This window comes from Naumannella cuiyingiana, assembly GCF_013408305.1.
Classification (GTDB): Bacteria; Actinomycetota; Actinomycetes; order Propionibacteriales; family Propionibacteriaceae; genus Naumannella; species Naumannella cuiyingiana.
Map to the genome: position 1 here is coordinate 1,761,694 of NZ_JACBZS010000001.1, position 13,557 is coordinate 1,775,250.

Genomic DNA, 13,557 nt, shown 5'->3' on the forward strand with positions numbered 1-13,557 from the left:
CCGCCGAGTCGAGTGGTGCCCGTCACACTTCCTGAACGGTTTATGAAACCGTGACACCGCGGAGCATGGTTGAACGGACAATCTGTGTTCTGATGTCACCCAGTCGCACCCGCGCACACGTGACGTCGGGAGCGGCTCCAATCCCGGGGTGTGGTGGAGTGCAGTGACCCGTCACACCCCGGGTACCCAAGCCCACCCGCGCCCGCTGTGCAGCGGCGCCTCGCCGTGGCTATGATCGCAACGCTTCGTCTGCCCGCCCGCCGCGGCACGCAGGCGTTCCCCAGGATCGCCCGGATGCGGCGGTCCCGCCGACGACATCAGGAGGTGCGGTGAAGGTCCGAGTCGAGCGCGACGTGCTGGCCGAGGCGGTCGCGTGGGCGGCCCGGAGCCTCCCGAATCGCCCGAGTGCGCCGGTCCTCGCCGGGCTGTTGTTGAAGGCCGACGACACGGGCCTGGTCCTGTCCAGCTATGACAACGACACCTCGGCACGCATTTCCATCGCCGCCGAGGTGAGCGATGAGGGCGAGGCGCTGGTGTCGGGCCGATTGCTGGCCGAGATCGCCCGGTCGTTGCCGAACAAGCCGGTCGAGCTGACCGCGGACGACTCGAAGATGGAGTTGGTCTGCGGTTCCTCCCGATTCACCCTGCAGGGGCTCCCGGTGATGGAGTACCCGGCCCTGCCGTCGCTGCCGGAGACGGTCGGTACCGCGCCCAGCGGTGACTTCGCCCAGTCCGTGGCCCAGGTGGTGGTCGCGGCCGGCCGCGACGAGCTGCTGCCGGTGTTCACCGCCGTGCGGATGGAGATCGACGGCTACACGGTTTCTCTGCTGGCCACCGACCGCTATCGGATGGCCCTGAAGGAGTTCACCTGGCATCCCGCCACGAGCCAGGCCTCGGGCGCGGCGCTGGTGCCGGCGCGGGTGCTGTCGGAGACCGCCAAGTCGATGACCGCCGGCGAGGAGATCGCGCTCAGCCTGTCCGCGGGCAGCAGCGGCGACGGCCTGATCGGTTTCGAGGGCGATCTCGGCTCCGGCGGTGTACGCCAGACCACCACCCGGCTGCTGGACGGCGACTTCCCCAAGGTCCGCCACCTGATGAACATCCAGCCGGCGCTCAGCGTGCGGGCCTCGGTCGCCGACCTCACCGCGGCCGCCCGCCGCGTCGCGCTGGTGGCCGAGCGGAACACACCGCTGCGGATGTTGATCGGCGAGGACACGGTCACCTTGGAGGCGGCAACGGGCGACCAGGCCCAGGCTTCGGAGGCCATCGACGCGGTGGTCGACCTGCACGGCTCTGGCGAGCCGGCGATCACCGCCGCCGGCTTCAATCCCAACTACCTGCTGGACGCCCTCGGCGCGCTCGACGTGCCCTATGTGAACTTCGCGTTCACCGCACCCGGCAAGCCCTGCCTGTTGACCGGCCTGGAGGATCTCGCCGGCGACCCGCAGACCGACTACCGGCACGTGATCATGCTGATGCGGCTGCCGGGCTGAGCCATCGCCGGCTCGCCGAGGACGCCCGGGCCAGCACCGTTCGATCCAGCCAAATTGGAGGATGTCGATCATGAAAATGGGACTCATCGGACTGGGCAAGATGGGCGGCAACATGCGGCAGCGGCTGCGCAACGCCGGCATCGAGGTCGTCGGATACGACCGTGACCCCGCACTCACCGATGCCGCCGATCTTGCCGATCTCGTCGGCCAGCTCGGCGACTCGCCGCGGATCGTCTGGGTGATGCTGCCGATCCAGGCGGTGCCGGAGACGCTGGCGACCCTCAAGGAGCTCCTGGGCGAGGGCGATGTGGTCATCGACGGCGGCAATTCCAAGTGGACACACGATGTGCCGAATGCCGAGCTGCTCGCCGAGAAGGGCATCGGCTATCTGGATGTCGGCGTGTCCGGTGGGGTCTGGGGCCTGGAGAACGGGTACGCCCTGATGGTCGGCGGCTCCAAGGAGAATGTCGCGAAGGCCCTGCCGATCTTCGAGGCGCTGAAGCCCGAGGGCCCCTACGGCTACGTGCATGCGGGCGGCGTCGGGGCCGGCCACTTCGCGAAGATGGTGCACAACGGCATCGAGTACGGAATCATGCAGTCCTACGCCGAGGGCTGGGAGCTGCTGACCGCGGCCAGCGCGGTGGACGACGTGCCGGCGGTGTTCGAGTCCTGGCAGGAGGGCACCGTGATCAAGTCGTGGTTGCTCGAGCTCTGCGTCCGGGCCATGCAGGAGGACCCGAACCTCGATCACATCCGGGGGTACGCCGAGGATTCCGGCGAGGGCCGGTGGACCGTCGAGGCCGGGATCGATCTTGCCGTCCCGACGCCGGCGATCACCGCATCGCTGTATGCCAGGTTCGTGTCCCGCCAGGAGGATTCGCCGGCGATGAAGCTGGTCGCGGCGATGCGCAATCAGTTCGGCGGGCACAAGGTGCTGGCCGAGGACGAGAACTCCCGCGACGACGCCAGCGATCGTCTCGGCGAGGGCGCCGCGGGCCGGGCCAAGGCCTGATCCGGGGCATCCCCTGTTCGTCGATCACCTGACTCTCGCCGACTTCCGGTCCTATCCGGCGGTTGATCTTGCGCTCGGCCCGGGTCCGACGACCTTCGTCGGATCCAACGGGCAGGGCAAGACCAATCTGGTGGAGGCGATCGACTACCTCGCCACGCTCGGCTCGCACCGGGTCGCCTCGGACGTGCCGCTGGTGCGGCACGGTGCGGAGCGGGCGCTGGTCCGGGGCCGGGTGCGCGCCGGTGTCGAGGATGACCGGGCCGTGCTGCTGGAGGTGGAGATCAATCCGGGGCGGGCCAACCGGGCGCGGTTGAACCGGTCGCCGGTGTCCAGGCCGCGCGAGCTGCTCGGCATCTTGCGTACCGTCGTCTTCTCCCCGGAGGACCTGGCGGTCGTGAAGGGCGACCCGAGCGAGCGGCGGCGGTTCATCGACGAGCTGGTGATCACCCGCTGGCCGAGGCTGGCCGGTGTCCGGGCCGACTACGACAAGGTGTTGCGGCACCGCTCCACGCTGCTGAAGACCCTCGCCGGCCGAGGGCCGGTTCGCGGCGGGGGAGGGCACGGCGATGCCGAACACACCCTTGGCGTCTGGAACGACCAGCTCGCCCGGCACGGCGGCGAGTTGCTCGAGGCGAGGTTGCGTACCCTCGCCGACCTGGTCCCGCATGTCGCCGCCGCGTACGCCGCGATCGCCCCGCGCAACAATGTCGCGACGGCGACCTATCAGCCGGCCATGCCGCTGCCGGCCGAGATCGATCGCACCGCGCTGGCGGCCGCGCTCACCGACCAGATGGCGCAGCGTCGCGACGAGGAACTGCGGCGCGGGGTCACCCTGGTCGGCCCGCATCGCGACGAGATCGCGCTGGCGCTGGGCGAGCTGCCCGCCCGCGGGTACGCCAGTCACGGCGAGTCCTGGTCGTTCGCGCTGGCGCTGCGGCTCGGCGGATTCGATCTGCTGCGAGCCGACGACCTGCAGCCGGTGCTGATCCTGGACGATGTGTTCGCCGAGCTCGACTCCACCCGCCGTGAGCGGCTGGCCGGCCGGGTCGCCGAGGCCGAGCAGGTGCTCGTCACGGCGGCCGTCGGCGGCGATGTGCCGGCGAGGCTGGCGGGGAACCGGTTCGTTGTGGACGATGGAACGGTGACGCCAGCCGAGGACCGACCGTGAGCGAGCCGCCCGGGCCCGGGCAACCCGCCGGGCAGCGGCGACCCGAGCTGCCCGAGCACGACGCCACCGGGCTGGACCTCGCGCGCCAGATCGCCGGGGGAGTGGGCGCCGGCGGCCGCCGGCGCCGCCGGAAGAGCTCCGAGGCCACCGGCCGCCCGGCCGGCCCGCAGTTGTCCGGATCGCGGCCCGACGACCGCGACCCGCAACCACTCGGCACGACGATGGACCGGTTGTTGTCCGACCGCGGCTGGCGCGTGCGGGTGAGCGTCGCGCTGCTGCTGGCCCGGTGGCCCGCGCTGGTCGGCCCGGTTAACGCCGACCACAGCGCACCCGAGTCGTTCGAGGACGGCGACCTCACCGTGCGGGCCGACTCGACGGCCTGGGCGAGCTCGCTGCGGGCGATGGCGCCGCAGGTGGTGGCGAAGCTGAACGCCGAGCTCGGCGACGGAACCGTGCGCCGGATCCTGGTCCGGGGCCCGGATGCGCCGAGCTGGAAGCACGGCCCACGCTCGGTCCGCGGCCGGGGCCCGCGCGACACCTACGGGTAAGTGGCACCCGCGGGCGCGGGCCGCTCTAGACTCCCGCTCGATGGCAGCACTGCGCCTGTTCTGGCACCAGTTCTACGACCTGGCGGTCACCACGGTGACCGTCTGGTGGCGGCTGCTGCCGAAATTGCTGCTGATCCAGCTGATCGGCTGGACGGTCTACAACGCGCTGCAGCGGCTCGGCGCGATCAGCGCCGCCCAGTCGACCTGGCCGGCGATCGCGATCTTCGCCGCCGGCCTGCTCTGCCTGCTGATCGCCTACGTCACCTCGCTGCGGCTGGTCGGGCGGGAGCTCGGCATCCGCGATGTGGTGCCCCGCGAGGTGGAGGATGATCGCGACGACTCCCTGACCCGGATGCTCGCGGCGACGCTGCTGCCGTTCCTCGGTATCTACGCCGCGTTCGACTACATCCGCGACGAGTCCGCGGACATGATCGTGCTGGCCGAGATCATGTACGGCGGGGCGTTCGGTCGCGGCATCCTGCAGGAGATCAACCCGAACGCCGGGCCGCGCACCCTGGCGCTGGTGGTCGGCGTACTGGTCGGCATCTATGTGGTACGCCGGGGCTTCGACCTGCTGCACGAGCGCACCGGGTGGCGGGCCTTTGGGATCGTGGCAGCACTGCTGGAGGCCTTCTTCCTGGTCCTGGTGATCTTCAGCGGTGGACGGCTGCTGGAGTCGTTGCGGCTGTGGTGGGAGGACCGGCAACTGCACGAGTGGCTGGAGACCCTGACCGCCGGGCTCGCCGTCGCCGTGGAACCGCTGCGGATCAACCTGCCCGCGGTGCTCACCGCGCTGGCCCGCGGCCTGGACACGCTCTGGGGCTGGTTCGTCACCGGGATGGCCGAGCCGCTGGCCTGGCTGGCGGTCGCCGCGTTGGTCTTCGGATCCCATGTGCTGTCGCTGGCGGAGATGTGGCGCAAGGGCCAGCCGCTGACCAGCCACGTCCTCCCGCGGACCCGGCTGGCTCGGGCCCCCGCCGCCAAGAAGGGCAGCGGGACCACCGGCCGGCGGATCTGGCTGGAGATCCAGGAGCTGTTCTTCGGCGACATCGACGACCGCTACCTGCCGACCCTGCAGTCCATCCGGATCGTGCTGCGACCCGGCCTGACCTTCCTCGCGGCGTACCTGCTCTGGTACGCGCTGCTGGACGGCGCCCGCACGGCCTTCTTCGACCGGATGGTCACCGCCGTCGGCGGCGCCGACATCCCGTTCTGGTTGCAGTGGCTGCCGGCGATGGAACTGGTCAGCGACCTGCTCTACCAGCCGCTGTTCATCTGCCTGCTCGGCGTGACATTCCATCGTTGCCTGCTGACCCTGCGCGGTCGGGCCAGCACCGGTCCGGCGCAGCGGCCGAGCCGCGTGGTGCTGGCGCCCGCGCAGCCGGCACGGTCCGCGGAGGGTACGCCGTGAGCTCGCCCGTGACGCAAGGCTCGGCGCCGGGCGAATCGGGGCACCTGAGCGCGATCCGCTTCGGTGCCGGTGATGTCGCGCCGCGCGAGCCCCGCCGGCGCCGGGTCCCGGCAATGGGGTTGATCATCCTGCTGGTGGTCGCGACGTTCTCGGGCTGGCTGTCGCAGCTCGGCGCCAGCAACGAGATCACCTATGTCGACCGGGCGTACCCGGTCGGCGCGACCGTGCAGCACAAGGAGGCCGACCTCCGGGTGGACAGCATCGATGCGGCGACGACGGTCAACGAGCAGCCGACCGACGGGCTCTTCCTGATCGTCGGGCTGACGCTCGCCAACACCCGGGGCACCGATGGTGTCAGCATCGGCCACTACGAGTTGGTCACGCCGGACGGGGTCACCTACTCGGCGTCGACGGTGTCGGCGCCCCGGGTGCAGCCGGGCTTCCGGGAGAGCTTCCGGCTCCCGGTCGTCGTCGACCCCGCGCGGCTGGAGGGCCTGCGGCTGCGGCTCTTCGACACCCCGACCTACACCGTGAGCGAGCCGCGGGAGACGGTCGATCTCGGCATCGACGCCGCCGACGCCGAGCGGCTGCGGGCGTCGGCCAATCGTGCGGTCGAGATCGAGACCTCCACACCGGAGGGCATCCGATGAGTACGCCGGTGGCGCCGCGCCGATCCGGACGTACCCGGGTATGGCTGCTGGTGATCATCATCGCGAGCATCACCGGGAGCCTGATCGCGGGCTGGGTCTTCTATGTCGGTACGTTCACCTCCGACCGGTTCGGGCAGTTGCCGCCGGGCGCGGCATTCCGCAACAACAACGGCTTCTCGATCCGGGTGCTGAGGCTGACCGCCCGGCCGTCGATTCCGGGCACCATCGAGCCGGACCCGGCCCCGCCCGGGGCCGTTTTCGTGGTTGCCGACCTGGAGGTGACGGCGCCCGATCCGCTGCCCGCCGAGGGCGGCTGCAGCATGGAGCTGGTCGGCCGCGGCGGCCGGACGTGGGAGTCGTCGTTCCAGAGCCTCCCCGACATCCCGTCGGGGTGTTCGGACCTGCTGCCGGGTGAGACCGGCGCGGCCGCGGTCGTCTACACGGTGCCGGCCGCCGAGCTGGGCTCGATCTACGGGCTGGGTTTCGAGAATTTCGACGGCTCGCGGGACATGGTGATCCGGCCCTGACCGGCGATCAGTTGTCGGCGACCACGGTGACGGGCAGATAGAGCTGGTAGCCCTCGCCGTTGGTGCCCCAACTGTCCACGTAGTTGCCCAGATAGGAGTGGTCCTCGTAGGTGAGCTGGGACACGCCCAGCCGGAGGTAGCCCACCGGCCGGTACTGGTACGGGAGGGTGAATTCCACCCGGTAGTCGGTGGCCGGCAGGCCCGGGGTGAAGGTGCTGATGCCGCCCACCCCGTTCTCCCGGGGCGGCCCGACCTCCTGGCTCTCGCCCTCGACCGCCATCCCGTTCGTCGGGTCGCCCAGCGCGAACGTGTTGAAGACGATGGGTGCCTGGGCCTGATCGGCGTCGACCAGCCGGCCGGTGCCGTAGGCGGTGACATTCCACTCGGGCTCATCCAACAGGGTGCTGCGGGAGACGGTGATGTGGGTGAAGGCCAGCTCGTAGGGGCCGATCCGCAGCAGCGTACCGGGCGGCACGATCGGCCAGGTCTGCCGCTGGCGGGTGGAGAAGCCGCCGCCGATCAGCACCGCCGCCGACGCCAGGATCAGCACGCCGGCGAGGATGCCGACCAGCAACGCCCGGTTACGCCGGGCCCGCCGCGGCTCGCGCCAGCGCGGATCCAGCGCTGCCGGATCCCGCCAGACCTGGGTGCTCACGGCCTCACGATAGCCTCGATTGTTTCCGTAGTTATGCCCGCTATGAGCACCGGATGGCGGCATCAGCTACGGGAGGAACTCGCGCGCGGACCGCGACGATCGCTGACGGCGGCTGCTCGGTCGTCGCCCGGCGGCGCGACCCCGGGGTCGCAGGCGGGGGTCGATCCGCTCCTGTCGGGGCGTGAGCGCCGTTGAGCGCGAAAGTGCCCGCGGACCGCGCGCGCTGAGCCGGGGTTTCGCGTGCTGGTCGGGTAACATCGGAGCGTTGCGCCGGAAGCCGGAAACGGCTGCCGACGGCGACCGCCCGGGCAGGCGCGCGGGCGTACCCGAAGCGTAGGAGATTGTCACGTGAGTGCCGCGAGCCCCGCGTTCGAGCCCGACGAGAACGACCAGCCCGACGAGGTGCTGGAGAAGTTGGCCGAGCAGGTGGCCGAGTCCCGGCTCGACGACGCGGCGACGAGCATCAAGGTCGAGGCGGGCAGTTACGACGCGTCGTCGATCTCGGTGCTGGAGGGCCTGGAGGCGGTCCGGATGCGGCCGGGCATGTACATCGGCTCCACCGGCGAGCGCGGCCTGCACCACATGGTGCAGGAGGTTGTGGACAACGCCGTCGACGAGGCGATGGCCGGCTACGGCGAGGAGATCAACGTCACCTTGCTGGCCGACGGCGGTGTGCGGGTGCAGGACGAGGCGCGCGGCCTGCCGGTCGGCATCCACCCGACCGAGGGCATCTCCGCTGCGACGGTCGTGTTGACCAAGCTGCACGCGGGCGGCAAGTTCGGCGACGGCGGCTACAAGGTCTCGGGTGGCCTGCACGGCGTCGGCGTCTCCGTGGTCAACGCGCTGAGCGAGCGGCTGCGGGTCGACATCCAGGTCGACGGCTACTGGTGGCACCAGGAGTTCCGTCTCGGCGTACCGGTCGAGGAGCTGAAGCGCGGCGAGCCGACCGACGAGACCGGGACGACCGTCACCTTCTGGGCCAGCCCGGACATCTTCGAGACGACCGAGTACAGCTACGAGACGCTGGCCGGCCGGTTCCGCGAGATGGCCTTCCTGAACAAGGGTCTGCGGATCACGATCACCGACGAGCGGGCCGAGCACGTCGACGAGGAGGGTACGCAACTGCGCGACAGCTTCCGCTACGACGAGGGCCTGGTCGACTACGTGAAGTTCCTCGCCAAGAACGACAGCCCGATCACCTCGGTGATCGACATGGAGGCCGCCGACAACGCCAACGGGCTGAGCGCGGAGATCGCGTTGCAGTGGAACGTGTCCTACACCGCGCGGGTGCACACCTTCGCGAACACGATCAACACCCACGAGGGCGGTACGCACGAGGAGGGCTTCCGCGCCGCCCTGACCAACACGGTGAACAAGTGGGGCACCTCGTGGGGCCTGATCAAGAAGCCCGAGGACCGGATCTCCGGCGACGACGTGCGTGAGGGCCTGACCGCGATCATCTCGGTGAAGCTGACCAACCCGCAGTTCGAGGGCCAGACCAAGACCAAGCTCGGCAACACCGAGGCGCGGTCGTTCGTGCAGCGCGTGGTGAACGACCGGCTGAGCGACTGGATGGAGCAGAACCCGGGCGAGGGCAAGGACATCATCCGCAAGGGCCAGGCCGCCGCGGCCGCGCGGATCGCGGCGCGCAAGGCCCGCGAGATGGCGCGCAGCCGCAAGGGCTTCCTGTCCGGGGCCGGCCTGCCGGGCAAGCTGAAGGACTGCCAGTCGACCAATCCCGCCGAGTGCGAGGTGTTCATCGTCGAGGGCGACTCAGCTGGCGGTTCGGCATCGTCGGGGCGCGATCCGCGTACCCAGGCGATCCTGCCGATCCGCGGCAAGATCCTCAACGTGGAGAAGGCCCGGCTGGACAAGATCCTTGCCAACAAGGAGGTCCAGGCGATCATCAACGCGCTCGGCACCGGCATCGCCGAGGATTTCGATCTTGAGAAGCTGCGCTATCACAAGATCGTGATCATGGCCGACGCCGATGTCGACGGCTCGCACATCCGTACGCTGCTGCTGACGCTGCTGTTCCGCTTCCTGAAGCCGCTGCTGGACGGCGGGTTCGTCTACGTCGCGCAGCCGCCGCTGTTCCGGCTGCGGTGGACGAACGCCCCGCACGAGCTGGCCTACACCGACGCCGAGCGGGACGCCCTGCGCGATGCCGGCCTCGCGGCGGGCAAGAAGCTGCCGAATGTGAACCCGATCCAGCGCTACAAGGGCCTCGGCGAGATGGACGCCGACGACCTGTGGGAGACCACGATGGATCCCGAGAAGCGGATGCTGCTCCAGGTCACCCTCGACGACGCCGCCCGGGCCGACGAGATCTTCTCGATCCTGATGGGCGAAGAGGTCGAGCCGCGGCGGATGTTCATCCAGCGCAACGCGAAGGATGTTCGCTTCCTCGACATCTGAGGGTTTGCGATTGTCGCACGATCGTGCCGGCGGCCCTGACCGCTCGGCGACGTCGGCGATGCTCGGACATGATCAACGTTGTCGAGCGGTCTCCCCGCACCTGGCGGCTCCGAACTATGGCGGCGCCCGCAACGGCCGTGACAGAATCTGCCTAGATGATGAAACCATTTCCGATATATGGGATTCAGACACTCGGGCGAAAGGTTGGTCCATGACCGCAGGCCGCAGACCGGTAGTGCCTGTGAGCCCGGGGGTGATCGCGATCATCCGACTACGGCACATCGCCCCGCCCGAGGAACTGATCGAAGGCCTCGTCGCGGGAGGCGTCCGAATCGTCGAGGTGACCTTGCCGACTCCCGAGAGTCTCTCCACCATCCGCCGCTGGAGCGCTCGCGACGACGTGCTGGTCGGCGCCGGCACGGTTCGGACGCCGGGGGATGTCCACTCGGCAGCCGATGCCGGAGCGCGCTTCATCGTCACGCCGACGACGGTCCCGGCTGTGATCGCCGCGGCTCGCGAGCGCGGCCTTCCGGTGACCTGCGGGGCACTGACCCCGACCGAGATCGACGCGGCTGCGAGCCTCGGTGCGGACTGGATCAAGGTGTTCCCGGTCGAGACGGTTGGCGGCCCCGCCTATGTGTCGGCGGTCGTCGCGCCACTCGACGACATCGCGCTGGTGCCGACCGGTGGTGTCGATGCGCGACTGGCGGAGCGATACGCAGAGCTCGGCTGCGCGGGGGTCGGGGTGGGCTCCTGGCTGGTTGACGAGCGGTCCGTCCACGCCGGCGAGTGGCACGACATCCGGTCCAGGGCGCGCGAGATCACCGATGCGTGGGCGCGTGGGTCGGAGCGGCGATGACTGGCGCGCCCGAAGTGGTGACCATTGGCGAGACGCTCGCCAGCCTCCGGGCAAGTGGCGATCTGCGCGTCGCTACGCCGGTCTCGCTGTCCATCGCGGGCGCCGAGTCGAACGTCGCGATCGGCCTTGCCCGCCTTGGCCACGCGGTTCGGTGGGCCGGAGTCGTCGGCGACGACGCGTTTGGCCGACTGATCACCCGAACCTTGCGCGGGGAGGGCGTGCAGACCTCGAGCCGCACGATCGCGTCGCCGACCGGAATGATCGTCTTCACCGCTCGGCCGCCGACGGCGATCACCGTCGACTATCACCGCCGGGCTTCTGCCGGCTCGGCGCTCGACCTCGCCGACGTCGAGGCAGCGATGGCCGATCCGCCCCGCATCCTGCATCTGACCGGGATCACGCCGGCGCTGTCGCCGAGCGCGCTGGCTGCCGTGCGGGCCGCGATCGATCGTGCGAGCGAGCAGGGTGTCCAGGTTTGCCTGGACGTCAACTACCGATCCCGGCTGTGGTCTCGCGCTGAGGCCCGCGCAACCATCGCGCCCCTCGCGGCGCGGGCCGATCTGATCATCGCCTCCGATGATGAACTCGGGCTCGCAGTCGACGTGCCGAGCACCGACCCGCGTACCGGGATCGACACCCTGCTTGGGCACGCGACCGCGGTCATCGTCAAGCGCGGGTCGCACGGCGCAGCGGCCTACACCCGCGCCGGTGAGGTCCAGGTCGACGCCGTGGCCGTGTCCGCGATCGATCCGGTCGGTGCCGGCGACGCCTTCGTGGCCGGGTTTCTGTCGGGAACACTGGATGGCTTGCCGCTGGTCGAATGCATGCAGCGCGGTGCGCTGTTGGGCGCGTTCGCGGTTGCCAGCATCGGCGATTGGGAAGGCCTGCCGTTGCGTACCGATCTGGGCCGGCTCGACGAGGAGGGTGTCATACGTTGAGGTCGGACCGTCCCGACCCGACGCTCAACCCTTGATGGCCCCGGCCGTCAGACCCTCGGCGATCCGCCGCTGCAGGAGCGCGAACACCACCAGCACGGGGACGACCGTGATCATTATCGCGGCGAACAACGTGACCCAGTTGCTGCTGTAGGTCGCGGCCTGGCTGAGCTGCCACAGGCCTACCGGCAGCGTCATGTTCTCCTTCGTCCGGATCAGCACGAGTGCATAGAAGAATTCGTTCCAGTTGTTCAGGAAGCTGATGATCGTGATCGACGCCACGCCGGGGCCGAGTAGCGGGAGGATGATCCCGAAGAAGGTGCGCGCCGGGCCGGCTCCGTCGATCGCTGCGGCCTCCTCGAGCTGGACCGGCAAGGTACGCATGAAGCCCACCATGACGAAGATGTTGAACGGCAGGTTGTAAGTCGCGTACACCAAGATCAGACCGAGCTGGGTGTCCAGCAATCCGATGTCGCGAAGCGTCAGGTACAGCGGGATGAAGGTCACCATCCAAGGGACCATCAGGCCCAGGATGAACACGCTCAACACGATGCCACTGCCGGGGAACCGAACCCGCGCCAGCGGATAGGCCGCAAGGACGGAGAAAAACACCCCGAGCACGGTGGCTGTCACCGCGACGAGGACGCTGTTTCCGAAGAACATGGCCACGCCCCCGGCGTTCCAGGCTTGGCGGTAGTTCTCGAACTCCCACGATCGGGTGAGCGAGAACGGAGGGCTCGTGATGAACTCGACGTTCGTCTTCAACGAAACGTTGATTACCCAGGCGAAGGCCGCAACCGCCGAGAATGCACCCGCCCCCATCAGCAGGTAGAAGAACAGATGGAAGGGGCGAAACCTGGCGCGGTCCGAGACCGCCGGACGCCGGTGTCGCCGACGGATCGGTGGACGTTTGGGGCCCGAGTCGGTGGGCCTGGCGATCGTCTCAGTACTCAATGCTGTCTCGCTTCAAGAGCTTGTTGAGAACCAGTGCCGCAGCCATCAGCAACACCACGACAATCACCCCCATCGCCGCAGCGGAGCCGAAGTCCCCGGTGTCGAAGGCGGTCCGGTACATCACAGTCGCAGGAATGTCGGAGGAGAAGTATGGCCCTCCGTCGGTCATGATGTAGACGAACGCAAATGCCTGCAGGGATTGCACCACCCACAAGATGATCAAGGTCCGGAACAAGTCGCTCATCATCGGCAGCATGATCCGGGTGAAGAGCTTCCACTCGCCGGCGCCGTCCAGACGCCCGGCCTCGAGGACATCGGCGGGCATCCGCGAGAACCCGGCGGAGATCAGTAGGATCCAGATGCCGATCCCGTGCCAAACTGCAACCAGGGCGATCGCGGGAAGAGCGGTGCGGGGATCGCCCAACAGGATCGGAATCAGGTCACCGAAGCCGATGGAGGCGAACGCCGGATTGATCAGTCCGAGCGTCGGATGAAAGATGAACTTCCACATGAGCGCGACCACGGCGACAGAGAGCACCACGGGCGCGAAGATCAGGAAGCGAAAGACGCGCTCGCCGTGCAGGCGCTGATTGAACGCCCAGGCGATGGCGATGGCCGGCGGGAAGAGCATGAGACCGCCGACCATCGCCAACAGCACGGCGTGGCCGAGCGATTGCAGGAAGCGTTCATCGCCGATCACGTCGGCGTACTGGGCCATGCCGACAAAGGAAGCACGTCCGGTGCGGGAGAACTCCTGAGTCGAGAGCTCGACGGTGCGCGCCAAGGGATACAGGAAGAAGACCGTCAGCAGCAGCGACGCCGGCAGCAGGAAAGGGATCACGATTCGTCGTTGCGATCTCGCAAACATCGCTCTCCGCCCTCCTGACGTTGGCGACCTCGGCATGGCGCGGGAGCGCCGACTGTCGA

13 protein-coding genes are annotated in these 13,557 nt (G+C 69.1%); 10 read left to right on the forward strand and 3 right to left on the reverse strand.

The genetic code is table 11. The features are described 5' to 3' along the window. Window positions 1-329 precede the first annotated feature (329 nt). The 7 genes from dnaN to GGQ54_RS08150 all read left to right on the forward strand — a co-directional run bounded on the left by dnaN (window position 330) and on the right by GGQ54_RS08150 (window position 6,809). A complete protein-coding gene (gene dnaN, locus GGQ54_RS08120) occupies window positions 330-1,493 on the forward strand; it encodes a DNA polymerase III subunit beta (protein ID WP_179444931.1) in 1,164 nt (387 codons plus the stop codon). A gap of 70 nt (window positions 1,494-1,563) precedes the next feature. Continuing rightward, window positions 1,564-2,505, forward strand: a complete 942-nt coding sequence (gnd, locus tag GGQ54_RS08125; protein WP_179444932.1) for a phosphogluconate dehydrogenase (NAD(+)-dependent, decarboxylating) — start codon at window positions 1,564-1,566, stop codon at window positions 2,503-2,505. Between the two features lie 13 nt (window positions 2,506-2,518). Beyond that, entirely contained in the window at window positions 2,519-3,673 is a 1,155-nt protein-coding gene (gene recF, locus GGQ54_RS08130; RefSeq protein WP_179446498.1) for a DNA replication/repair protein RecF, read from the forward strand. Next, entirely contained in the window at window positions 3,670-4,221 is a 552-nt protein-coding gene (locus GGQ54_RS08135; protein ID WP_343045897.1) for a DciA family protein, read from the forward strand. Before recF ends, GGQ54_RS08135 begins: the two co-directional genes overlap by 4 nt. A gap of 40 nt (window positions 4,222-4,261) precedes the next feature. Further along, window positions 4,262-5,632, forward strand: coding sequence for a hypothetical protein (locus GGQ54_RS08140; protein WP_179444933.1), 1,371 nt, complete (start codon window positions 4,262-4,264; stop codon window positions 5,630-5,632). Further along, a complete protein-coding gene (locus GGQ54_RS08145; protein WP_179444934.1) occupies window positions 5,629-6,282 on the forward strand; it encodes a hypothetical protein in 654 nt (217 codons plus the stop codon). Before GGQ54_RS08140 ends, GGQ54_RS08145 begins: the two co-directional genes overlap by 4 nt. Beyond that, entirely contained in the window at window positions 6,279-6,809 is a 531-nt protein-coding gene (locus tag GGQ54_RS08150) for a hypothetical protein (protein WP_179444935.1), read from the forward strand. Before GGQ54_RS08145 ends, GGQ54_RS08150 begins: the two co-directional genes overlap by 4 nt. Window positions 6,810-6,816: 7 nt before the next feature. Here the strand turns inward: GGQ54_RS08150 and GGQ54_RS08155 are convergent, their stop codons facing one another. Further along, entirely contained in the window at window positions 6,817-7,464 is a 648-nt protein-coding gene (locus GGQ54_RS08155; protein ID WP_179444936.1) for a hypothetical protein, read from the reverse strand. 531 nt (window positions 7,465-7,995) lie between these two features. On the opposite strand from GGQ54_RS08155, the gene GGQ54_RS08160 reads away from it, so the two are divergent. From GGQ54_RS08160 to GGQ54_RS08170, 3 genes are read left to right on the forward strand one after another with little or no spacing between them, the layout of a single operon-like run. Continuing rightward, window positions 7,996-9,882 (forward strand): DNA topoisomerase subunit B, encoded by a 1,887-nt coding sequence (locus GGQ54_RS08160; RefSeq protein ID WP_246293197.1) that lies wholly within the window; start codon window positions 7,996-7,998, stop codon window positions 9,880-9,882. 10 nt (window positions 9,883-9,892) lie between these two features. Further along, complete coding sequence (locus GGQ54_RS08165) at window positions 9,893-10,741, forward strand: bifunctional 4-hydroxy-2-oxoglutarate aldolase/2-dehydro-3-deoxy-phosphogluconate aldolase (RefSeq protein WP_218843777.1); 849 nt, start codon at window positions 9,893-9,895, stop codon at window positions 10,739-10,741. Continuing rightward, window positions 10,738-11,679 (forward strand): sugar kinase, encoded by a 942-nt coding sequence (locus GGQ54_RS08170; protein WP_179444937.1) that lies wholly within the window; start codon window positions 10,738-10,740, stop codon window positions 11,677-11,679. The genes GGQ54_RS08165 and GGQ54_RS08170 overlap by 4 nt, the downstream gene beginning before the upstream one ends. 24 nt (window positions 11,680-11,703) lie before the next feature. Here GGQ54_RS08170 and GGQ54_RS08175 read toward each other — a convergent pair whose 3' ends face one another. Next, window positions 11,704-12,630, reverse strand: a complete 927-nt coding sequence (locus GGQ54_RS08175) for a carbohydrate ABC transporter permease (RefSeq protein WP_179444938.1) — start codon at window positions 12,628-12,630, stop codon at window positions 11,704-11,706. After that, window positions 12,620-13,471, reverse strand: a complete 852-nt coding sequence (locus tag GGQ54_RS08180) for an ABC transporter permease subunit (RefSeq protein WP_179444939.1) — start codon at window positions 13,469-13,471, stop codon at window positions 12,620-12,622. The genes GGQ54_RS08175 and GGQ54_RS08180 overlap by 11 nt, the downstream gene beginning before the upstream one ends. Window positions 13,472-13,557: the final 86 nt, after the last annotated feature.

Bases quoted from the DNA above. Each gene is read 5' to 3' on its own strand.
- gnd (WP_179444932.1), top strand. From the start codon at position 1,564: ATGAAAATGGGACTCATCGGACTGGGCAAGATGGGCGGCAACATGCGG.
- GGQ54_RS08140 (WP_179444933.1), top strand. From the start codon at position 4,262: ATGGCAGCACTGCGCCTGTTCTGGCACCAGTTCTACGACCTGGCGGTC.
- GGQ54_RS08150 (WP_179444935.1), top strand. From the start codon at position 6,279: ATGAGTACGCCGGTGGCGCCGCGCCGATCCGGACGTACCCGGGTATGG.
- GGQ54_RS08160 (WP_246293197.1), top strand. From the start codon at position 7,996: ATGCGGCCGGGCATGTACATCGGCTCCACCGGCGAGCGCGGCCTGCAC.
- GGQ54_RS08170 (WP_179444937.1), top strand. From the start codon at position 10,738: ATGACTGGCGCGCCCGAAGTGGTGACCATTGGCGAGACGCTCGCCAGC.